The sequence below is a fragment of the Methyloversatilis sp. XJ19-13 genome (assembly GCF_024580155.1).
Lineage (GTDB): Bacteria > Pseudomonadota > Gammaproteobacteria > Burkholderiales > Rhodocyclaceae > Methyloversatilis.
Map to the genome: position 1 here is coordinate 231,584 of NZ_JANINH010000003.1, position 20,858 is coordinate 252,441.

A 20,858-nucleotide genomic window follows, 5' to 3' on the forward strand; every position below is an offset into this window, starting at 1 on the left:
ATACGCACGCTGATCAACGATCATCGCAGCATCGATCGCGGCGAGGGCGGAGCGGGGGTTTCAGCGAGCACTGCTCGCCGCCCGCAGAGCCGGCCGGCCATGCAGGGCCGGCAGTGGATCGCCGCTCCCACAGGTGCCGCTCCCGCAGCCCGCAGCGCCGGTCAGAACTCCAGCGTGTCGGCGAACTTCAGCGCCGACATCTGCGCCCGATTGACCTGGTTGGCGTCCAGCCCGAGCGAGTGCGTCAGTTCGCGCAGCGCAACAGCCGATACATCCTCGCAGGCGCGGGCCAGTTTCAGGAAAGGGGTGTAGGCACCGTCGTTGCCGAGCAGCGCGTCGGTGATCGGGTCGGGCAGCGTCATTTCTTCCAGCACCTTGTCCATTGGCGCGCCGAGCAGCTTGTCGAGCAGCGAGAAGGCGCCGGTGATGAACAGGTTGTCGTGCTCCTCGCGCGGGAAAAACTCTGCGCCGAGCACTTCCATCAGTCGGCCGCGCGCAATCGCCGCCTGCATCAGCGCCGGTGCCGACGGGTCCTTGCCGGCGGTGACCAGCAGCAGCGACAGCCACTTGTTCAGCTTTTCATAGCCGAGGATGACCACCGCGTGGCGGAAGGACTGCACCTGGCACATCAGGCCGAAACCGGCCGAATTGATGTAGCGCAGCAGCTTGAACGACAGCGCCACATCCTGCTTCAGCGCGTCCTCGATCTGTTTGGGGTCGGCGTTGCGACGCACCAGATTGAGCACGCGCACGATCTGTGCGTGCGCCGGCGCCAGCTTTTTCGCCGTGGTCTGGTTGGCCTTGAAGAACCAGCCGGTCGCGCCGCCATAGCCGGCCTTGACTGCGGCGTCGAACCCCGCCGGATCGGCGATACCGGTAGCGAGCAGGATGCCGGGCACGCGGATGGTCACAGGCTGCACCCGCGCGTCGGCCATGACGAAGCGGAAGCCGAGGCCGGTCGGCAGTTCGGTGCCCACCTTGTAGTCGCCCAGCACCAGCGGCACGCCGGCCTGCGCAAGCTGCAGCACCGCCTCCGCGCAGGCCGGATCGGCGAGCTGTACCGCGCCGACTTCCATCATGGCGCCTTCCGGCGCGATCCAGTCGGCCAGGCTGGCATCGGGTGCGCAGCCGGCGAGACTGACGAATACCGGGCGCGCCGGTGGCCAGTCTTCGCCGATCGCGTCCAGCGCCGCCACGGCGTCGCCGCAGGTGGGCGCATGCACGCGCAGCCGGGTGGCCGTGATCGCGCGCTGCTTGTTGATGACCGGTTCGCGGGTGAAGAAGACGTCCTGGCTCATTGCGGTGAATAGGTAAATGAGTCTGCGTGAAAGTGCTCTATCGGCAGATTGCAGCGTCGGGTGAAGTCCGCCTTCGCGGCATCTATCATCGCCGGCCCGCCGCAGGCATACACCTGATGCGCAGACAGATCGGGCATATCGTCGACGACCGCCTGATGCACGAAACCGGTGCGCCCGCTCCAGTCGTCACCGGCCGCCGGCTCCGACAGCACCGGTATGTAGCGGAAACCGGGCAGCTGGCCGACCCAGCTCGCCGCCAGATCGTGCATGTACAGGTCCTGCTTCGTGCGCGCGCCCCAGTACAGCGTGATCGGCTTGTCGTAGCCGGTTTCGATGGCATGTTCGATGAGGGCCTTGATCGGCGCAAAACCGGTGCCGCCGGCCACCATGATCACCGGCCGGTCGACGTCCTCGCGCAGGAAGAAGCTGCCCAGCGGCCCCTCGAAACGCAGGATGTCGCGCTCCTTCATCGCGCCGAACACATGGCCGGTGAAGTGGCCGCCCGGCACCTCGCGGATGTGCAGCGTCAGGAATTCGTCGTCGTGCGGCGCATTGGCGATCGAAAAGCTGCGCCGCTTGCCGTCGCGCAGCAGGAAGTCGATGTACTGGCCGGCGAGGTACTGCAGCCTTTCGTTGGCCGGCAGCTTCAGGCTGACCGCCATCACGTCCGGTGCCAGCCGTTCCAGCTTCTGCACCCGGGTCGGCATGATGCGCACCGCGATGTCCTTCATGCCGCCGACTTCTCGGCATTCCAGTTCGAGGTCGGAGCGCGCGGTGGCGCAGCAGAACAGCGCATAGCCCTGCGCCTTTTCAGCGTCGGTCAGCTTGGCCGCCTGATGCGTGCCGTAATCGACCGTGCCGGACAGGATTTTCCCCTTGCAGGAACCGCAGGCGCCGTTGCGGCAGCCATAGGGCAGATTGAAGCCGGCGGCCAGCGCAGCGTCGAGCAGGCGGGTTTCGGCGTCGGTGGTGAAGGTGTGCTGGCTCGGTTTGAGGGTGACCTGATAGGACATGGCAGCGTGAGACAATCCGTGAATGAACAAGGTAAAGCGATCGCAGCGCACGGCCCCGGCGGGGTGGTGCGGCAAACGGTCAAGGGTGCTGATTGTAGGCTGTGGCGACGTTGCTCGTCGCGCGCTGCCCTGGCTGGCACCACGGGTGAGGGTATGGGCCATGGTGCGCAACGTCGAATCGGCTGTCGAATTGCGCCGCCTGGGCGTGCGTTGCGTGCGCGCAGACCTCGATGATCCGGCCAGCCTGCGCCGGGTGGCGGCACTGGCCACCTGGGTGTGGCACTTCGCGCCGCCGCCGGCCACGGGTGACGGCCGCGATCCGCGCACCCGCCGCCTGGTGGCCGCGCTGGCGCGCGCCGGGCGGACCGACCGGCTGTGCTACATCAGCACCAGCGGCGTCTATGGCGACTGCGCCGGCGAGCGCGTGCCGGAAACGCGGCCGTTGAACGCCGGCAGCGCGCGTGCCGCGCGGCGGGTGGACGCCGAATCGGCGGTGCGCCGTCTGGCGCGGCGCGGTGTCGCGGTGAGCATCCTGCGGGCGCCCGGCATCTACAGCCCCGACCGCCTGCCGCTGGACCGCCTGAAGCGGGCCGACCCGGTGCTGCACCCCGATGAGGATGTGTACACCAATCACATCGACGCCGCGGATCTGGGCCGACTCGCGTGGGGCGCGCTGATGCGCGCGCGCGGCGGCCGCACCTACAACGCGAGCGACGACACCCGGCTCGCCATGGGCGACTATTTCGACCGCGTGGCCGACGCCTTTGCGCTGCCGCGGCCACCGCGCGTCACGCGCGAGGAAGCGCGTGCGCGGCTGAGCCCGATGATGCTGTCCTTCATGAATGAATCGCGCGTGCTCGACAACAGCCGCATGAAGCGCGAGTTGCGGGTGACACTGCACCGCCCCGACGTCGACGCCGTGCTCGCACACGCCCTGCAGACTTTCCAACGCTGAGCAACGCAATGACCAGTACCTATCTGTGGGCCAAGGCCCTGCACATCGTTTTCGTCACCAGCTGGTTCGCCGGCCTGTTCTACCTGCCGCGCCTGTTCGTCAATCTGGCCATGCTCGGTGCGGATGAAACTGCGGTGCGCGACCGCCTGCTGCTGATGTCGCGCAAGCTGCTGCGCTTCATGGGTCCGCTGGCCGGGCTGGCGGTCGGTTTCGGCCTGTGGCTGTGGCTGGGCGAAGGCATCGGTGGCGGCTGGATGCATGCCAAGCTGCTGCTGGTCATCTTCCTGATCGGCTATCACCATTACTGCGCGCGCCTGTTGCGCGCCTTCGAAGCCAACCGCAACACGCACAGCCACGTCTGGTACCGCTGGTTCAACGAGGCGCCGGTGCTGGTGCTGTTTGCCGTCGTGCTGCTGGTCGTGCTGAAACCCTTCTGATCCCATGACGAATTTCCCTCCGAAGAGAATCCCGCGAAAGACATCTGCGCCGCGCCCGGCTGCACCTGCCGAGCGCTCCACCGCTGCACCTGCCGTTCGCTCCATTCGCCGCGTGCCGCGCCCGGAAGGCGACATGCCGGCCGAACTGCAGGGCGACCAGCACTACTTCTCGCCCTGTCCGCGCGGCCTCGAAGCCGTGCTGGCAGACGAACTGGTCGCGCTCGGTGCCGACGCCGTGAAGGCGGTGCCCGGCGGCGTCGCCTTCTCGGGGCCGTGGGCGCTGGTGTATCGCGTCAATCTGGAAAGCCGCATCGCCACCCGCGTGCTGTGGCGCGTCGGCCACGGGCCGTACCGCAAGGAAGACGATATCTTCAAGCTGGCGCTGGGCCTGGCCTGGGAGCACTGGTTCTCGCCGCGCTGCACGCTGCGCGTCTACACCACGGCCGTGCGCTCGCCGCTGAAATCGGTCGATTTCGTCACCTTGCGCGTGAAGGATGCGATCTGCGACCGCATGCGCGAACAGACGCGCTCGCGGCCGAGCATCGACACCGTGGCGCCGGACGTGCGCGTGCATGTGTTCCTGACCGACCGCGATGCCACGATCTATCTCGATACCTCGGGCGAGCCGCTGTACAAGCGCGGCTTCAAGGTGGCGCACGTCGAGGCACCGCTGAAGGAAAACCTCGCCGCCGGCATCATCCTGCTGTCCGGCTGGGACAAGGTGGAACCCTTTTTCGATCCGATGTGCGGCAGCGGCACCTTCCTGATCGAGGCGGCGCAGATGGCGCTCGACATCGCGCCCGGCCTCGGCCGCGGCTTCGGCTTCGAAAAGCTCACCACCTATCGTGCCGCAGAGTGGCACGCCGTGCGTGACGCGGCCGCGGCGCGCGCCCAGCCACCACGCGAACTGCCGATCTTCGGCTCCGACATCGCCGGCCGCGAAGTCGCGCGCTGCAAGGAGAACCTGCAGGCGGCGAAACTGCCCTGGGTGGTGCGGGTCGAAGGGGCGGACCTGATGGATCGCGAGCCGCCGGCCGACCACGGCGTGCTGGTGACCAATCCGCCGTATGGCGAGCGCATCGGCGAAAAGCAGGCGCTGGCCACCTTCTATCCGAAACTGGGCGACCTGCTGAAGCAGCGTTACAGCGGCTGGCGCTGCCTGTTCATCACCGCCGACACCGACTTTCCGAAGCTGATCAAGCTGAAGGCGAGCCGCCGCACGCCGCTGTACAACGGTGCGCTGGAATGCCGGCTGTACGAATACCGCATGGTCGAAGGCAGCCTGCGCGCGCCGCGTGTCGACGCAGCATCGGAACCGTGAAGGCGGCAGCGATGAGGCTGAACAGGATGTGCTGCCTGCTGGCGGCCATCATCACGCTGCCGGCCGTTGCCGAAGAAACGCCGGCCGCAGACTGGCACCTCGCCGGTAGGCTCGGCCTGCTGCAGTTCATCGTCGTGCCCGAGGCCTCGGCACGCGACCGCGCCTGGTACGACCGCGTCATCGACACGGTGTGCGACGATGACACCGCATCCTGCTTCCTGCGCTTCTTTACCAACGCGAGCGGCGTCGCGATGAGTTTCCCGTTGCCCGATGCGGTGCTGGCGGAACCGACGGTCATGTTCCAGCGCTCGGCCAAGCACCGGACCGAACAGTTCCAGTGGAGCTGCCGGCTCGGGTTGGCGGAAAGCGCCTGCTTCTAGAACGTATCGCCGACGCTCATCGATCGCTGCGCGGCAGCACCCAGCCGGCGCGCGGAAAGTGGCAGGTGTAACCGTTCGGAATGCGTTCCAGGTAGTCTTGATGTTCCGGCTCGGCTTCCCAGAAGTCGCCCACCGGTTCCACTTCGGTCACCACCGTCCCCGGCCACAGGCCTGACGCATTCACGTCGGCGATGGTGCGCAGCGCCTCGTCGCGCTGCGTATCCGACACCCAGTAGATGGCCGACCGGTAGGCGAGGCCGCGGTCGTTGCCCTGACGGTTCTTCGTCGTCGGGTCGTGGATCTGGAAGAAGAATTCGAGCAGCTGCCGGTAGCTGATCTGCGCCGGATCGAACACGATCTCGATGCCTTCGGCGTGCGTGCCGTGACTGCGGTAGGTCGCATTCGGCACATCGCCACCGGTGTAGCCGACGCGCGTCTTCAGCACGCCGGGCAGCTTGCGTATCAGGTCCTGCATGCCCCAGAAGCAGCCGCCGGCCAGCACCGCGCGTTCGCTGCTCATCGCGCGCCCTCCACCTGGTCGATCCAGTCGCCGTAGCCTTCCGCCGCCATGTCCTTCAAGTGGACGAAGCGCAGCGACGCCGAATTGATGCAGTAGCGCAGGCCGCCGCGCTCGCGCGGGCCGTCGTTGAACACGTGGCCGAGGTGGCTGTCGCCGTTCGCCGAGCGCACTTCGGTGCGCACCATGCCGAGCGAGGCGTCGCGCAGTTCGGTCACGTGCGCCGGCTCGATCGGTTTGGTGAAGCTGGGCCAGCCGCAGCCGGACTCGAACTTGTCGGTCGATGCGAACAGCGGCTCACCCGACACGATGTCGACATAGATGCCGGGCGCGTGATTTTTCAGGTACTCGCCGGTACCGGGGTATTCGGTGCCGTTCTGCTGCGTGACGCGGTACTGCTCGGGCGTCAGGCGGGCGAGGGCTTCGGGGGTCTTGGCGTAGGTTTTCACGGGATTCTCCGGCCGGGATGGGGTGCAGCCTCTGCAGGTGCTGCCGAACAGAGGGATTTAAAGCCCGCGAGTTCCGTCTGTCGAGTACACGGCAGGCAGTTCGCCGACCGCCGTCACTCGTGTGCCTGCTCCGGATAGATGATGATCGACAGGAAGCGGATCGGCACTTCGGTCAGCTTTTCCGGGCCGTGCGGCACGTTGCCGTCGAAGGTGAGCGCGTCGCCCGGCTCCAGCGAGTGGATGGTCTTGCCGTGGCGGTAGTCGATGCGGCCTTCCAGCATGTAGATGAATTCGGTGCCCGGATGCTCGAACACCGGGAAGGTGGCCGAGGTCTGTTCGATGGTGATCAGGAAGGGCTCGAACAGCTTGGTCGGGCCCTGGTGGTAGGACAGCAAGTGATAGGTGTGGCCGCTCTTCGTGCCGCGCCGCGCCACTTCCATGCTTTCGCCGGCTTTCACGAGCTGCGCGCCGCCGCCCTCGGTTTCGTAGTCCTTGAACAGCGCCGACAGCGACACGCCGAGCGCGCGTGCAATGCGCGACAGCGCGTCCAGGCTGGTGGCGGTCTGGCCGTTCTCGATGCGCGACAACATGCCGCGGCTGATGTCGGCGCGGTCCGAAATGTCGGCGATCGTCAGTCCGTGCGCCCGACGCAACTCGCGGATCGTGGTGCCGAGGTAGCGCTCGAGTTCGCCTTCCATCGCACTGTCTTGCGTGCTCATTGTTGTGGCCTCCCTGTTCTGGCTGTGCGCGATTTTACGTGCCGGGTTTCATCGTGCGAATTTTTGTTGACTCCTGCTTCAAAAGGTTCATGATTTGAACTAAAGTTGCTTCACACGAACATTGTCGTGAAGCGAGTCGCCCACCGGCGGTCGCCCCGCAGCCTGGAACTGCGGAAACCCAACTTCGGAAAATTTCATGCCCTGGCGCCTATTGCGGTTCGGTCTGTCCAAGTCACATCCGGAACCGCGGATGTTCACGACCCACGACACGCTGAAACCTTCTTACGACGTGGTGATCATCGGCGGCGGCGGCCACGGGCTGGCCAGCGCCTACTACCTGGCGCGCGACCACGGCATCACCAATGTCGCGGTGCTCGAAAAAGGTTACATCGGCGGCGGCAACACCGGCCGCAACACCACCATCATCCGTTCGAACTACCTGACGCCCGAAGGCGTCAAGTTCTACGACAAGTCCGTGCAGCTGTGGCAGGACCTGTCGACCGAGTTCGACCTCAACCTGTTCTTCTCCACCCGCGGCCACTTCACGCTGGCACATACGGACTCGGCGATGCGCACGATGCGCTGGCGCGCCGAGGTGAACAAGCACTACGGCATCGCGTCCGAAGTGGTCGGGCCGGAAGACGTGAAGCGCGCCACGCCGCAGATGGACCTGTCCTGTGGCGGCCATGCGCCGATCCAGGGCGCGCTGTACCACGCGCCCGGCGCGGTGGCCCGCCACGACGCGGTGGCCTGGGGCTACGGTCGCGGCGCCGACATGCGCGGCGCTGAAATCCACCAGCAGACAGCAGTCACCGGCATCGAGGTCAAGGGCGGCAAGGTGGTCGGCGTACACACCACGCGCGGCTTCATCGCGACGAACAAGGTGATCTGTGCGGTGGCCGGCTTCACGCCGCGCATCACCGACATGGTCGGCATCAAGACGCCCATCTACATCCACCCGCTGCAGGCCATGGTGAGCGAGCCGATGAAGCCCTGGCTCGATTCCATCCTGGTGTCGGGCAGCCTGCACATCTACGTCAGCCAGAGTTCGCGCGGCGAACTGGTGATGGGCGCCTCGCTCGATCCGTACGAAGTGCAATCGACCCGCTCGACGCTCGACTTCCCGGAAGGCCTGTCGGCGCACCTGCTCGACATGTTCCCCTTCCTGTCGCACGTGAAGGTGGTGCGCCAGTGGGCCGGCATGGCCGACATGACGCCCGACTTCGCACCCATCATGGGCATGACGCCGGTCGAGGGCTTCTATCTCGATTCCGGCTGGGGTACCTGGGGCTTCAAGGCGACACCGGTGTGCGGCAAGACGATGGCCTGGACGGTGGCGAACGACAAGCCGCACGAACTGATCACCGGCTTTTCGCTGGACCGCTTCCGCAACTACGCGCTGACCGGCGAGAAGGGAGCGGCAAGTGTGGGTCACTGAGTGGATCAATGACGTTCTGTCCGTACCCCTTCGCCGGACTGCAGGAGCGATGAAATGAAACTGATGACCTGTCCGGTCAATGGCACGCGGCCGGTATCGGAATTCGTCTACTGGGGCGAAATCCGTCCGATGCCCGATCCCGACGCCTGCAGCGACGACGAGTGGGCCGCCTACGTGTTCAACCGCAACGGCGCACCCGGCGTGAAGAAGGAGTGGTGGTGCCACACGCCGTCGAACACCTGGTTCATCGCCGAGCGCGATACCGAGAAGGATTTTGTGCTGCGTACCTATCTATATGGAGATGACCGGTGAAGCGCCTGCCCGCCATGCCCGACGAGTGGATTGACCGCAGTACGGTCGTCCGCTTCCGTTTCGAGGGATCCGCTTTCGAAGGTCTTGCCGGCGACAGCATTTCCAGCGCGCTGTGGGCCGCCGGCCAGCGCGCACTCGGCCGCAGCTTCAAGTACCACCGGGTGCGCGGCATCCTGTCGGCCGCCAACCATGACGTGAACGTCATGCTGCAGGACGGCCCGCGCCTGAACACCCGCGGCGATGTCGTCGCGCTGCGCGACGGCATGGATCTGACCGCCGTCAATACCTTCGGCGGCGTCGCCAACGACCGCGCCCGCGTGCTCGGCCTGTTCGCGCGCTTCCTGCCGGTCGGCTTCTACTACAAGGCCTTCCATTCCAAGCGGCTGTTCCCCGCGTGGGAACGCATGTTCCGCCGCATCACCGGCCTGGGCGTGCTCGATTTCGACACGCCGCACGTGCGCACGCCCAAGCGCTATGACTTCTGCGACGTGCTGGTGATCGGCGCCGGTCCGTCCGGCCTGTCCGCCGCACTGGCAGCGGCCGACGCCGGCGCGAAGGTGGTCATCGTCGACGAGAACGCACACGCCGGCGGCAGCGGGCTGTTCCAGCTCGGTGGCGACATTGCGCGCCGCGAGCACACACGGGAACTGCTGCAGCGCGTGCAGGCGCACAGCCGCATCCGTCTGCTCGAAGGCACCTGTGCCGGCGCCTGGTACGCCGACAACTGGGTGCCGCTGATCGACGCCGAACGCATGACGAAGATGCGCGCCGCGGCAGTCGTGGTCGCCAGCGGTGCGTTCGAACAACCGGCCGTGTTCCGCAACAACGACCTGCCGGGCGTCATGAACGGTTCGGCCATGCAGCGCCTGATCTATCGCTATGCCGTGCTGCCGGCACAACGCAGCGTGGTGCTGGCGGCGAACGCCGACGGCTATCGCGTCGCGCTCGACGTGCTGGCGGCCGGCGGTGAAATCGCCGCCGTACTCGACCTGCGCGCCGATGTGCCTGCGTCGCCGCAGCTCGATGCACTGCGCAGTCGCGGGGTCGAACTGCTCACCGGCCACGCCGTGTACGAGGCACATGCCGACGGCCGCGGCACGCTGGCCGGCGTCACGGTATGCCGCGTCGATGCGGCGGGCAAGGTGGTCGCCGGTTCGCAGCGGCGCATCGATTGCGACGGGCTGGCGATGAGCACCGGCTGGTCGCCGGCCGCCAACCTGCTTTACCAGGCCGGAACGAAGATGCGGTTCGACGACGGCCTGCAGCAATTCGTGCCGGATGTGCTGCCGCAGGGCGTGTTCGCCTGTGGCCGGGTGAATGGTGCCTACCGCATCGAGTCACGCATTGCCGACGGCCGGCGTGCCGGTGCCGCCGCCGCGGCGCACACCGGTTTTCCGAGCGCGATCGACGCGGTGATCCAGCCGGAAACCGAATCGCCGTCGCACGCCTGGCCCATCGTTGCCCACTCGGATGGCAAGAACTTCGTCGATTTCGACGAAGACCTGCAGGTGAAGGACTTTGAGAACGCGGTGCAGGAGGGCTACGACAACATCGAGTTGATGAAGCGCTACTCGACCGTCGGCATGGGCCCGAGTCAGGGCAAGCATTCGAACATGACGGCGCTGCGCATCCTGGCGCGCCTGACCGGCAAGTCGCCGCAGCAGGTCGGCACAACCACCGCCCGGCCGTTCTTCCACCCGGTGCCGCTGTCGCATCTGGCTGGCCGCGGCTTCAGCCCGCAGCGCCAGTCACCGCTGCACGGCCGCCACGCCAGGCTCGGTGCGGTGTTCATGCCGGCAGGTGCCTGGGAGCGGCCGGCGTACTACGCGGTTGAAGGACGCACGGCCACCGACTGCGTGCGCGCCGAAGTGGCGCGGGTGCGTTCGGCGGTCGGTCTGATCGACGTCGGCACGCTGGGCAAGCTGGAAGTGCGCGGTCCGCAGGCGGCCGAGTTCCTGAACCGCGTCTATGCCGGCCGCTATGACAACATGAAGGTCGGCAGCACGCGCTATGCGGTGATGTGCGACGACTCCGGCGTGCTGGCCGACGAGGGTGTCGTGGCGCGCGTGGCGGACGACGTCTTCTACTTCACGACGACCTCGTCCGGTTCCGCGACGGTGTATCGCGAACTGTCGCGCCTGAACACCGAATGGCGGCTCGACTGCGGGCTGGTGAATCTGACCGGCGCGTATTCGGCGATGAATCTCGCCGGACCGGCGTCGCGCGCCGTGCTGGCGACGCTGACCGACATGGATCTGTCATCGGCCGCCTTCCCCTACCTCGCGGTGCGATCCGGCCTGGTGGCCGGCGTGCCGGTGCGCATGATGCGGGTCGGCTTCGTCGGCGAGTGGGGCTACGAAATCCATGCGCCGGCCGAGTACGGTCCGGTGCTGTGGGATCTGCTGATGAAGGCGGGCGAGGCGTCCGGCATCGGTGCCTTCGGCGTCGAGGCGCAGCGGCTGCTGCGGCTGGAAAAGGGTCACCTCATCGTCAGCCAGGACACCGACGGCCTGACCCATCCGTTCGAGGTGGGCATGGACTGGGCGGTCAAGCTCGACAAGCCCTTCTTCACCGGCCAGCGCTCACTGAAGATCATCAGGAAGCTGCCGCTGAAACGCCGGCTGGTCGGCTTCATGCTGCCGGCCAACCACCTCGGTCAGGTGCCGCAGGAATGCCATCTGATCATCGGTGACGGCGACATCATCGGCCGCGTGACCAGTATTTCGTGGAGCCCGAACGTCGGTCGCCACATCGGGCTCGCCTTCGTGCCGCCCGAAATGACCGCACCCGGCACGGCGCTGTCCATTCGCGTCACCGATGGAACGATGGTGCCGGCCGAAGTCTGTACGACACCGTTCTTCGACCCGACAGATGCCCGCCAGAAGGAGGCGACATGAACGCAGTACTGCGCATCAGCCCGTTGTTCGACGTGCAGGCGCCACTCGCCCGTGACTGGACCACCCGCGAACGGATGCAGGTTGTCGCGCGCTTCGGCGCCGACGAAGCCGCCAGGCGGGCCAGCGCCGGCATCGGCGACCGGAGCTTCCTGCAGCGGGCCGGCGTCAAGGGGGCGGGCGCAACCGCCTGGCTCAATGCGCAAGGCATCGACACGCCGGCGCAGCCGAACAGTTTCCTGCAACTCGCCGACGGCACGCTGGTGGCGCGCCTCGGGCTGACCGAATACCTGATCGAAGATGCGCCGGGCGGCACGCGTACCGCCGCACTGATGGCGCAGCCGCCGGGCGAGCGCGTGTATCCGGTGCCGCGCTTCGACGCCGCACTGGTACTCACCGGCACGCAGATCCCCGAATTGCTGCGCCAGACCTGCGCCTTCGATTTTTCCACGCTGACGGCACCGGCGCTGGTGATGACGTCCATGGTCGGCGTGGGGGTGACCGCGCTGACGCTCGACAGCGCCGATGGCCCGCTCGTCCGTCTGTGGTGCGACGGCACGTGGGGAGGCTATCTGTGGCTCACGCTGGTCGAGGTGGCAGGCGATCTGGGCGGTGGCGCGGTAGGCGTCGAGGCTTAACGGGACTGAACAACAGCGGGCGACAGGGAGAAATGACATGACACCGAGCGAAGCAAAGCAGTTTCTGAAAGACAACAAGGTCAGGTATCTGCTGGCACAGTTCGTCGACATCCACGGTTCGGCCAAGACCAAATCGGTCCCGGTCGAACATTACGACACCGTGGTGACCGATGGCGCCGGCTTCGCCGGGTTCGCCATCTGGGGCATGGGCATGACGCCCAATGTCGATGCCGACTACATGGCGGTCGGCGATGCGTCGACGCTGTCGCTGGTGCCGTGGCAGCCGGGCTATGCGCGCATCGCCTGCGACGGCCATACGCACGGCACGCCGCACGAATTCGACGCCCGCGTGGTGCTGAAGAAGCAGCTCGAACAGTTCAAGTCGCGCGGCTGGACGTTCTACACCGGCATGGAGCCGGAGTTCTCGCTGCTGCGCAAGGTCGAGGGCAAGATCCTGCCGGCCGACGCCGGCGACACGCTGGCCAAGCCCTGTTACGACTACAAGGGTCTGTCGCGTGCCCGCGTCTTTCTCGAACGGCTGTCCGAATCGCTGCGCGCGGTCGGCATCGACGTCTACCAGATCGACCACGAAGACGCGAACGGCCAGTTCGAAATCAACTACACCTTCACCGACGCGCTGACCTCGTGCGACCACTACACCTTCTTCAAGATGGGTGCCGCCGAAATCGCCGCCGACCTGGGCCTGATCTGTTCCTTCATGCCCAAGCCGTTCTCGAACCGTCCGGGCAACGGCCTGCACATGCACATGTCGATCGGCGAAACGGCGCCCGGCGGCAAGAAGAACCTGTTCGAGGACAAGTCCGACAAGCACGGTCTGGCGCTGTCGAAGCTGGCCTACCACTGGGCGGCCGGCCTGCTCAAGCACGCACCGGCGCTGGCCGCGCTGTGCTGCCCGACGGTCAATTCGTACAAGCGCCTGGTGGTCGGCCGCTCGCTGACCGGCGCCACCTGGGCACCGGCCTACATCTGCTACGGCGGCAACAACCGCAGCGGCATGATCCGCAGCCCCGGCGGCCGACTTGAACTGCGTCTGCCCGACGCCTCCTGCAACGCCTATCTGGCCACCGCCGCCGTGATCGCCGCCGGCATGGACGGCGTGATCAACGCGCTCGATCCGGGCGCGCCGAACAACGACAACCTGTACGACTACAGCCAGGCCCAGCTCGATGCGGCCGGCATCGGCGTACTGCCGCAGAACCTGCATGAAGCGCTGCTGGCGCTCGAAAAGGACGACGTGATCCGGGCCGCACTGGGCCCTGTCGTCGACGAGTTCCTGCGTCTCAAGCACATGGAGTGGGTCGAGTACATGCGCCACGTTTCCGATTGGGAAGTGCAGAGCTACCTCGAATTTTTCTGATCATCCCCGGAGAACCGATATGTGTGGAATCGTGGGTTTGCTGGTGAAGACACCGGCACTGAAGGAAAGACTGGGCGAGTTGATGGTGCCCATGCTGATCGGCATGACCGAACGCGGGCCGGATTCGGCCGGTCTGGCGGTGTTCGCCGATCCGCTGGCCGAGGGCTCGCGCAAGCTGAGCCTGTATTCGGGACTGACCGATGAAGGCGCGGATTTCAACTGGCATGGTCTGACGCACGCGCTGAAGGATCACCTCGACGTCGAGGCGATCATCGACGTGAAGAACAATCACGCCGTGCTGTCGTTCGCGGTGGCGCCGGACATGATCAAGCGCTGGTTGCGCGAACACCATCCGAAGCTGCACATCCTGAGCACCGGTCGCACCATCGACCTGTACAAGGACGTCGGCACGCCGGCCGAAGTGGCCGAGCGCTACGACTTCAAGTCGATGAAGGGCTCGCACCTGGTCGGCCACACCCGGATGGCGACCGAATCGGCGGTGACGCCGGACCGCGCCCACCCGTTCACGGCCGGCGAAGATTTCTGCCTGGTGCACAACGGTTCGCTGTCGAACCCGAATGACATTCGCCGCAAGCTGCAACCGCACGGCATCCATTTCGACACCGACAACGACACCGAGGCGGCCTGCCGCTTTCTCGAATGGCGGCTGCGCGAAGGCGACGAGCTGGAGGCGGCGCTGCAGCGCGGCTTCGACGAGATGGACGGTTTCTACACCTTCCTGATGGGCACACCGGACAAGCTTGCGCTGATCCGCGACCCGTTCGCCTGCAAGCCCGCGGTGGTCGCCGAAACCGACGACTACGTGGCGATCGCGTCGGAATTCCGTTCGCTCGCCCACCTGCCCGGCGTCAAGCACGCCCACGTGTTCGAACCCGCGCCCGAGGAGATGTACGTATGGAACGCCTGAGCTTCGATCTTGCGGCCTCGTCGCTGAGCGACATGAACCGCTTCCTGCACCGCGACCTGGCCGACGGTGACCGTCGCCACGTGTCGGTGCTGAACCCGGATGGCGCGCACAACATCGCGGTCGGCCTGAATCACCCGGTCACGGTCGAGGTGCACGGCCATGCCGGCTACTACGCGGCCGGCATGAACAAGCACGCCACCGTGGTGATCCACGGCAGCGCCGGCACCGGTGTCGCCGAGAACATGATGAGCGGCACCGTGCATGTGAAGGGCTTCGCGTCGAATGGCGCCGGCGCCACCGCACACGGCGGCCTGCTGGTGATCGACGGCGACGCGGGCCTGCGCTGCGGCATTTCGCTCAAGGGCGGCGACATCGTCGTCGGCGGCAGCGTCGGCAGCTTTTCCGGCTTCATGGCGCAGGCCGGCCGCATGGTCATCTGCGGCAATGCCGGCGACGCGCTCGGCGATTCGCTGTACGAAGCCGTCATCTACATCCGCGGCACGGCGAAATCGCTGGGCGCCGATGCGCAGTTCGAGGACATGACCGACGCCGACTACTCGGCGCTGGCCGAACTGCTGTCGAAAGCCGGTCTCGATCACGATCCGAAGTCCTTCAAGCGCATCGCCTCGGCGCGTTCCCTGTACCACTGGAACGCCGACGCCGACCAGGAATATTGAGCCGGACGTACCGGAAACCCGAAGGACTCAGCACCAAAGGAATCAGCATGGACACCAAGCCCGTTACGTTCAAACGCCCGTCGCTCGAACAGTCGGCCAGTTTCGACCGCAGCGTCATCGACTACATCCAGAATGCGGCCGCACACGGCCTGTACGAAATCCGCGGTCTGGGCGCCAAGCGCAAGCTGCCGCACTTCGACGATCTGGTCTTTCTGGCCGGTTCGCTGTCGCGCTACCCGCTCGAAGGCTATCGCGAAAAGTGCGTCACCAAGACGGTGCTCGGCACGCGCTTCGCGAAGAAGCCGATCGAACTCGACATCCCGATCACCATCGCCGGCATGAGCTTCGGCGCGCTGTCGGCCAACGTGAAGGAGTCGCTCGGCCGCGCCGCGACCGAAATGGGTACCTCGACCACCACCGGTGACGGCGGCATGACGCAGGAAGAGCGCGGCTCGTCCAAGACGCTGGTGTATCAGTGCCTGCCGTCGCGCTACGGCTTCAATCCGGACGACGTGCGCCGCGCCGACGCGATCGAAGTGGTGATCGGCCAGGGCGCCAAGCCGGGCGGCGGCGGCATGCTGCTCGGCCAGAAGGTCAATCCGCGCGTGGCGAAGATGCGCACGCTGCCGCAGGGCGTCGACCAGCGCTCGGCCTGTCGCCATCCCGACTGGACCGGCCCGGACGATCTGGCGATCAAGATTCAGGAACTGCGCGAACTGACCGACTGGGAAAAACCGATCTACGTGAAGGTCGGCGCGACCCGCACCTTCAACGACGTCAAGCTGGCCGTGCATTCAGGCGCCGATGTCGTGGTGGTGGACGGCATGCAGGGCGGCACCGCCGCGACGCAGACCTGCTACATCGAGCACGTCGGCATTCCGACGCTGGCCGCGGTGCGCCAGGCGGTCGATGCGCTGGAAGATCTGAACATGAAGGGCAAGGTGCAGCTCATCGTGTCCGGCGGCATCCGCAGCGGCCCCGACGTCGCCAAGGCGCTGGCCATGGGTGCCGACGCCGTGGCCATCGGCCAGGGCATCCTGTTCGCGCTCGGCTGCAATTCCGAGAGCTATATCCAGAACGGCGAACACGTGTCGGCCATCGAAGGCTACGACGCGCTGGGCACGGCACCGGGCTTCTGCCACCACTGCCATACCGGCAGGTGCCCGGTCGGCGTGACCACGCAGGACGCCATCCTGGAGCAGCGGCTGCAGCCGGACGTCGGCGCGCGCCGCGTCAAGAACTACCTGCAGACGATGAACATGGAGCTGACCACGATTGCGCGTGCCTGCGGCAAGCAGAACGTGCATCACCTGGAACGCGAGGATCTGGTCGCGCTGACGCTGGAAGCCGCCGCCATGGCGCGCATCCCGCTGGCGGGGACCAGCTGGATCCCGGGTCACAACGGCTTCTGAACCGGCAAACCGCCGCGTCCGTTCCGGGCGCGGCGGCCTGACCGCACCTTGGCCACCCCCGCAGCGTGCCTCCTTAGCGAAGCGGGGGCCGCGTCGTTTTATTCAACCGGCGTTCCTTGAGGCCTTGAACCGCATCCACCCGGCGCTCGCGTTCGCCCAGTTTTCTGCCTCTCAGATACCGCGTCGCCGTGCGTATTCGCGCAACCGCTGATAGCGCATGTCTTGTTCAAGCTCTGGAGCCGCACGCACGATTTCGTCCAGGCATAGGGCAAACTCCGGAGGTAACCAGTGTTTGTCAGTAATGACGGCATACAGCAATCGCAGCGCATCCTGCGGGAACTCTGGACACAGCTTTGCTTCGTGTAACAGGTGTAAGAGGTAGTCCGGGTCTTCAACAGGTTGCAGCCAGTCCCCCACTGCAGCCAGAGCGGCAGGGAACGCAGATCGGGCAGCGATCGCCAACCTGGCCAGCGACGCTGCGATTCGCGGCGTGGCAAGGCTACTGAACTTGGGCCATGCGTGTTGCCAGACGCTTTGAACATGATTCTTCCAATAGTCCTCGCGCTGATTGCCGGCGCCTTCAAGTGCCTGAGCCAGTGCTTGTGCAGATTCCTCCAGTCCTTCTTTAGGCAACGTTCTGATTGCGGATCGGAAGTCCTCTATGGTGTAGCCTTCGATCGGTCCGAGTGCCGTATAGGTCAGAAAAGCTGCGAACTGTTGGCGGTGTTCGCCCAGGTCTGCATAGTGGTTCGCGCTTTCCAGCAACTGCGACTTTAATGCGATCAGCAAGGGCGGATACCAGCGTGGAGACCGAAGGAAGCCTTCCCACACTGCTTTTGCTTCAACCGGGTTGCTCCAACTGAACAGCGGCAAGAGGTAGTGCTCGGCCCAAGCGCGATCTACGCGGAAGAGCGTGATCAGTTGTGACGCGAGCAGCACTCGCCCGTGGCGGAACCGGTCCACATGTGCGTCGCACAGTGTGGTGAAGAACGGTTCAATGTCTGCTGGCAGCAGATCGTTATCGTTCGGACGCCGTTTCAGCCACAGATAGATCAGTGCCTGCGTGACTCGCCCGATGGGGTGGTTAATGGCAGAGCCAACGACGTCATAAGTTTCCTCACCGCCCCGGATGATGCGGGAACCTGAGCCTGCCTCAAGCGGCAGCGCAAGTACACGGCGGCACAAGTCCAGGAGAATGTCCTCGTGGCGATAGGTAGACTTTGAAACACGCTCAATCCACGACGTTGCACCGTGGGCAATTTCCTGAAGTACGATGTCGGGCATGTTATGAAACAGAGGCGCAGCGCAGCGCCAAAGCCGCTGAACCTGTTTCCGATTGCCCCACGCGTATAGGGCATCGCTCCAGCGAGTGCTAAGCCAGTTTCCCTGCGCAGCTAAATCCGCGAGGGCAAACAAGCAATTTAGTGGATGCGTTTCGCATGCGTCACGCCATGCGTCCTCGTAGAATGGCCATGTTCCAGACTGCGGTTTTGTGAGCCATCGAATGAGCTCACGACGCTTTCGAGGTGCAATGTCGACGTCGCTGCTATCTTCATAGTCCGGATCGCCGGTTCCGCTCATCCAGTGAGAGAACTCGTCCCGCTCGTTGGCCGCCAACTGCCATTCCGGGAAGTGACTTGCGATATCCGAAAGTCGTGCCGCCGCGGGCGCCCCCAGAGCGAGGCCAGAGGCGTTCACTTTGGCCAGACGCAGCCAGACGGAGCGAGTTTCCCATGCTCGCCACTGCTCATTCTCGAAATCATACAGATGCATCTGGCGCGGCGGACCAGCCAGTATTGCCGCCTCCAGACGTTCCTGAGCGCCCCGTGGCAAGTGTCGTCCCTGCAGAACGAAAAGTCTGAACACCTCCCGTCCAGTGTCCTTCGACCAGAGCCACCATGCGCTATCGGAGAGCAACCAGTCTGTCCACTGCTGGGGCGTGATGCAGTCATCCTGGCTGGCGGCAAACAGGGCCAGGCGCTTGAAGGTGGAATACGGCAACTCGAACCAGGTTTGGGCAATCCGCGTGGCGCGCGCCCTGTCATTGGCGCGAAGCGCCTGCCACGCATTGCGCAGCAATTCGATCAGGCTTACCCAGTCGCGGAACCCCCGATTCTGCCAATGCGGAGTAATGGACGGAAGACTCCTGTGGGAGCGGTCACCGCGGTCGTCGGCCTCACCCAACTCTCGCAACAAGTCCAGCGCGTCACGCAGCAGTTGCTGAAAATCCTCCAGCAGATGCGGCAAGGCCGATATCCAATTTTCGTCGGCAAGATCGCTGAGGGCCGAATGCACACGATCGGCGGCCAGTACCAGCTCCCAATCCACCAGTTGCCGCAAGCGCGTGGGTTCACCTACGCCTTCTCGTTCATCGCCCGAGCGAAATGGCTTCTTCAAAGCTACCTGTGGCGCGAGCAACTCGCGCAACTCCAGGCGCAGCGTGATGGTCAGCCCCTCTCGTTTGAGCTTGTTCTTCCAGCGATAAAGGCCAGTCTCTCGCCACGGTGACTTCACCCGGCCACTGAGCAGCAGACGCCACAACGTGCGCATCAGGGGGCCAGGAATCGCATTCGGCGCCTGCGACTTGATTTCAACCAGTTCGGCGGTCTTGCCGTTTCGCTCCAGTGAGGCGAAGCGATCCAGTTCGTGCTCGATCAGCAACAGCCAACGTTCGTGCAACCGGCCCCCATGTTGCGCAATCCATAGGATGAGCCTCGGGTCATCCAGGTGGCGCACCAGCCAGCGGGCCAGATGAGGCATCACGTCGTCCCACTGACTGCTGGTGATGCCGCCGGAAACCAGCAGCATCGGTGGTGCTCGATCATAGGACGCCGGTCGGCGAATCAGGCTGAAGCGCTGCTTGGCGTCCACTTCTTCGTGAGGAGGCACGCAAAAGCGGGTCAGATCGCCGTGCCCAAAGCGCTCGTCTGCGAAAGCCTCCAGCAACCAGTCCAGCGACGGCACGGGGTTGAAATCAGCAAAGCGTTTGGCTGGCAATCCCGACTTGTCGGACAAGGCCCACAACATCCGGCCCACGAAATCGTCTTGTCGCGTGCTGTCCTGCGGACGGGCAAGGGCGTGTTTGACGACGATGGCTTCTTTGCCTTGTACGCCGTCGCGGTAGGTGTCGGCCCAAGCGTGCAAGGTCCTATGCAGCGCCGAATGGTCATGGATGCCGGCGGGCACGTGGTAAAGGATGGGGGCGACGCCCTTGGCTTCCCACTCGATGGTTTTGCGGTGCTCCTGCCCGGGCTCACAATCGCCCAACGCCCAGGCTTTTGGTGTGACTTCGCCCATCCTCCGGTCGGCGGCCAGCGCATCCATCATGTAGCGCAGCACCGGATCCTTGATGCTGTAGCCCACGAAGCAGACCGCGTAGTTGCGGAACAACTCGCTTACGAAGCGGGCGGCCCAGCGCTCGGTGAGATAGGCCAGGCCGAAATCGCCGCTGGTGACCACCAGACGGTTCAGGGCCGTGTCGTCTGCTTTTTCGGGTAGCAGACCATGCAGGAAGACCAGCCCGTTCCAGCGGCTGTTCTTTGGGATCGGCAACATCGGCGCGGCATAGGTCTGGAACGCTTGGCTCGTGCGTTTGGCCGCCGCATGAAATATGCGGTCGAAGTTGGTGGTGACCAGCCGCAGCGCGCCCTCACGGCTGCGCGCCAGCCGCAGCAGCGCTGCCTGTGTATCAGTGGCGCCCTTGCGGCGCAGTTTTGGTTGAAGTGCCTGCGCTAGGGCACGGCGAACAGCAAGGCGTTGTCCGGGTAGACGCCGCTCCAGCAGGTCTAGCGTTGCGTCGAACTGTCCAAGATCGAAGGCCTCCTGTTCGATGTCCGAGCTCTCGGTGCCATTCAGCGCGTAGATTTGCTCTACCAGCCACCCGAAATTTTTCAAACCAGCGGGATAGGAAATTCCCGCGCCGCAGAAAAACACGACGCGGCCTTCCTCATGCGCCTGCAAGAGCGCGTCAGGAATATCGGGGCCGTTGGGGATGAACTGCACTCAATGCCCTCTCGAAAATGACAGTTCCAACGGCGCGGAGGGTAGGGCGGCGGATGCTCGGCGGATGGCGGTGTATCCGACCTTCAGCCC

General features: G+C 65.3%; 18 protein-coding genes. 12 read left to right on the plus strand and 6 right to left on the minus strand.

Annotated features, from left to right (window positions below; all coding sequences use genetic code 11):
• Positions 1-161 precede the first annotated feature (161 nt).
• Together NMQ14_RS05715 and NMQ14_RS05720 are read right to left on the minus strand one after the other, a co-directional pair.
• The gene (locus NMQ14_RS05715) at positions 162-1,298 is read right to left on the minus strand and encodes an EAL and HDOD domain-containing protein (protein ID WP_257094269.1); all 1,137 of its coding nucleotides are present in this window, start codon (positions 1,296-1,298) and stop codon (positions 162-164) included.
• A complete protein-coding gene (locus tag NMQ14_RS05720) occupies positions 1,295-2,311 on the minus strand; it encodes a CDP-6-deoxy-delta-3,4-glucoseen reductase (protein ID WP_257094271.1) in 1,017 nt (338 codons plus the stop codon). The genes NMQ14_RS05715 and NMQ14_RS05720 overlap by 4 nt, the downstream gene beginning before the upstream one ends.
• Positions 2,312-2,333: 22 nt before the next feature.
• Here NMQ14_RS05720 and NMQ14_RS05725 point away from each other — a divergent pair, with 22 nt between their 5' ends.
• The 4 genes from NMQ14_RS05725 to NMQ14_RS05740 all read left to right on the plus strand — a co-directional run bounded on the left by NMQ14_RS05725 (position 2,334) and on the right by NMQ14_RS05740 (position 5,404).
• Positions 2,334-3,266: an NAD(P)H-binding protein gene (locus NMQ14_RS05725; RefSeq protein WP_257094272.1), complete on the plus strand. Its 933-nt coding sequence runs from the start codon at positions 2,334-2,336 to the stop codon at positions 3,264-3,266.
• A gap of 8 nt (positions 3,267-3,274) precedes the next feature.
• Positions 3,275-3,703: a CopD family protein gene (locus NMQ14_RS05730; protein WP_257094274.1), complete on the plus strand. Its 429-nt coding sequence runs from the start codon at positions 3,275-3,277 to the stop codon at positions 3,701-3,703.
• 133 nt (positions 3,704-3,836) lie between these two features.
• A complete protein-coding gene (locus NMQ14_RS05735) occupies positions 3,837-5,024 on the plus strand; it encodes a class I SAM-dependent RNA methyltransferase (RefSeq protein ID WP_257094276.1) in 1,188 nt (395 codons plus the stop codon).
• Positions 5,025-5,035: 11 nt separating this feature from the next.
• Positions 5,036-5,404 carry a hypothetical protein gene (locus tag NMQ14_RS05740; protein ID WP_257094278.1) on the plus strand — a complete coding sequence of 123 codons (369 nt, stop codon included), beginning with the start codon at positions 5,036-5,038 and terminating at the stop codon, positions 5,402-5,404.
• A gap of 16 nt (positions 5,405-5,420) precedes the next feature.
• On the opposite strand, the gene msrA is transcribed toward NMQ14_RS05740, so the two are convergent.
• From msrA to NMQ14_RS05755, 3 genes are all read right to left on the minus strand, one after another.
• Positions 5,421-5,924, minus strand: a complete 504-nt coding sequence (msrA, locus tag NMQ14_RS05745) for a peptide-methionine (S)-S-oxide reductase MsrA (RefSeq protein WP_257094281.1) — start codon at positions 5,922-5,924, stop codon at positions 5,421-5,423.
• Positions 5,921-6,370, minus strand: coding sequence for a peptide-methionine (R)-S-oxide reductase MsrB (gene msrB / locus NMQ14_RS05750; protein ID WP_257094283.1), 450 nt, complete (start codon positions 6,368-6,370; stop codon positions 5,921-5,923). The genes msrA and msrB overlap by 4 nt, the downstream gene beginning before the upstream one ends.
• 113 nt (positions 6,371-6,483) lie before the next feature.
• On the minus strand, positions 6,484-7,089 hold the full coding sequence (locus NMQ14_RS05755; protein WP_069038618.1) for an XRE family transcriptional regulator: 606 nt from the start codon (positions 7,087-7,089) through the stop codon (positions 6,484-6,486).
• A 196-nt stretch (positions 7,090-7,285) separates the two neighbouring features.
• Between NMQ14_RS05755 and NMQ14_RS05760 the strand changes: the two genes are divergently transcribed.
• Genes NMQ14_RS05760 through NMQ14_RS05795 form a run of 8 tightly spaced genes read left to right on the plus strand, consistent with a single transcriptional unit; the run spans position 7,286 to position 16,766 of the window.
• Positions 7,286-8,527: an FAD-dependent oxidoreductase gene (locus tag NMQ14_RS05760; protein WP_306441089.1), complete on the plus strand. Its 1,242-nt coding sequence runs from the start codon at positions 7,286-7,288 to the stop codon at positions 8,525-8,527.
• A gap of 54 nt (positions 8,528-8,581) precedes the next feature.
• The gene (locus NMQ14_RS05765) at positions 8,582-8,839 is read left to right on the plus strand and encodes a sarcosine oxidase subunit delta (protein WP_069038616.1); all 258 of its coding nucleotides are present in this window, start codon (positions 8,582-8,584) and stop codon (positions 8,837-8,839) included.
• Between the two features lie 14 nt (positions 8,840-8,853).
• Complete coding sequence (locus NMQ14_RS05770) at positions 8,854-11,736, plus strand: glycine cleavage T C-terminal barrel domain-containing protein (RefSeq protein ID WP_257094522.1); 2,883 nt, start codon at positions 8,854-8,856, stop codon at positions 11,734-11,736.
• The gene (locus tag NMQ14_RS05775; protein WP_257094287.1) at positions 11,733-12,371 is read left to right on the plus strand and encodes a methylglutamate dehydrogenase; all 639 of its coding nucleotides are present in this window, start codon (positions 11,733-11,735) and stop codon (positions 12,369-12,371) included. Before NMQ14_RS05770 ends, NMQ14_RS05775 begins: the two co-directional genes overlap by 4 nt.
• A 37-nt stretch (positions 12,372-12,408) precedes the next feature.
• Entirely contained in the window at positions 12,409-13,749 is a 1,341-nt protein-coding gene (glnT, locus tag NMQ14_RS05780) for a type III glutamate--ammonia ligase (protein ID WP_257094289.1), read from the plus strand.
• A 19-nt stretch (positions 13,750-13,768) separates the two neighbouring features.
• A complete protein-coding gene (locus tag NMQ14_RS05785; protein ID WP_257081826.1) occupies positions 13,769-14,677 on the plus strand; it encodes a class II glutamine amidotransferase in 909 nt (302 codons plus the stop codon).
• Positions 14,665-15,354: a protein glxC gene (locus NMQ14_RS05790; RefSeq protein WP_257094291.1), complete on the plus strand. Its 690-nt coding sequence runs from the start codon at positions 14,665-14,667 to the stop codon at positions 15,352-15,354. Before NMQ14_RS05785 ends, NMQ14_RS05790 begins: the two co-directional genes overlap by 13 nt.
• Before the next feature lie 47 nt (positions 15,355-15,401).
• On the plus strand, positions 15,402-16,766 hold the full coding sequence (locus tag NMQ14_RS05795; protein ID WP_257094293.1) for an FMN-binding glutamate synthase family protein: 1,365 nt from the start codon (positions 15,402-15,404) through the stop codon (positions 16,764-16,766).
• Between the two features lie 171 nt (positions 16,767-16,937).
• Here NMQ14_RS05795 and dsr1 read toward each other — a convergent pair whose 3' ends face one another.
• Positions 16,938-20,768 carry an anti-phage defense-associated sirtuin Dsr1 gene (gene dsr1 / locus NMQ14_RS05800; protein WP_257094296.1) on the minus strand — a complete coding sequence of 1,277 codons (3,831 nt, stop codon included), beginning with the start codon at positions 20,766-20,768 and terminating at the stop codon, positions 16,938-16,940.
• Positions 20,769-20,858 lie beyond the last annotated feature (90 nt).

Excerpts from the sequence above, each read along its gene's own strand:
- NMQ14_RS05715 (WP_257094269.1), bottom strand. The coding sequence starts at position 1,298 with ATGAGCCAGGACGTCTTCTTCACCCGCGAACCGGTCATCAACAAGCAG.
- NMQ14_RS05720 (WP_257094271.1), bottom strand. The coding sequence starts at position 2,311 with ATGTCCTATCAGGTCACCCTCAAACCGAGCCAGCACACCTTCACCACC.
- NMQ14_RS05725 (WP_257094272.1), top strand. The coding sequence starts at position 2,334 with ATGAACAAGGTAAAGCGATCGCAGCGCACGGCCCCGGCGGGGTGGTGC.
- NMQ14_RS05730 (WP_257094274.1), top strand. The coding sequence starts at position 3,275 with ATGACCAGTACCTATCTGTGGGCCAAGGCCCTGCACATCGTTTTCGTC.
- NMQ14_RS05735 (WP_257094276.1), top strand. The coding sequence starts at position 3,837 with ATGCCGGCCGAACTGCAGGGCGACCAGCACTACTTCTCGCCCTGTCCG.
- NMQ14_RS05740 (WP_257094278.1), top strand. The coding sequence starts at position 5,036 with ATGAGGCTGAACAGGATGTGCTGCCTGCTGGCGGCCATCATCACGCTG.
- msrA (WP_257094281.1), bottom strand. The coding sequence starts at position 5,924 with ATGAGCAGCGAACGCGCGGTGCTGGCCGGCGGCTGCTTCTGGGGCATG.
- NMQ14_RS05755 (WP_069038618.1), bottom strand. The coding sequence starts at position 7,089 with ATGAGCACGCAAGACAGTGCGATGGAAGGCGAACTCGAGCGCTACCTC.
- NMQ14_RS05760 (WP_306441089.1), top strand. The coding sequence starts at position 7,286 with ATGCCCTGGCGCCTATTGCGGTTCGGTCTGTCCAAGTCACATCCGGAA.
- NMQ14_RS05765 (WP_069038616.1), top strand. The coding sequence starts at position 8,582 with ATGAAACTGATGACCTGTCCGGTCAATGGCACGCGGCCGGTATCGGAA.
- NMQ14_RS05770 (WP_257094522.1), top strand. The coding sequence starts at position 8,854 with ATGCCCGACGAGTGGATTGACCGCAGTACGGTCGTCCGCTTCCGTTTC.
- NMQ14_RS05775 (WP_257094287.1), top strand. The coding sequence starts at position 11,733 with ATGAACGCAGTACTGCGCATCAGCCCGTTGTTCGACGTGCAGGCGCCA.
- glnT (WP_257094289.1), top strand. The coding sequence starts at position 12,409 with ATGACACCGAGCGAAGCAAAGCAGTTTCTGAAAGACAACAAGGTCAGG.
- NMQ14_RS05785 (WP_257081826.1), top strand. The coding sequence starts at position 13,769 with ATGTGTGGAATCGTGGGTTTGCTGGTGAAGACACCGGCACTGAAGGAA.
- NMQ14_RS05790 (WP_257094291.1), top strand. The coding sequence starts at position 14,665 with ATGGAACGCCTGAGCTTCGATCTTGCGGCCTCGTCGCTGAGCGACATG.
- NMQ14_RS05795 (WP_257094293.1), top strand. The coding sequence starts at position 15,402 with ATGGACACCAAGCCCGTTACGTTCAAACGCCCGTCGCTCGAACAGTCG.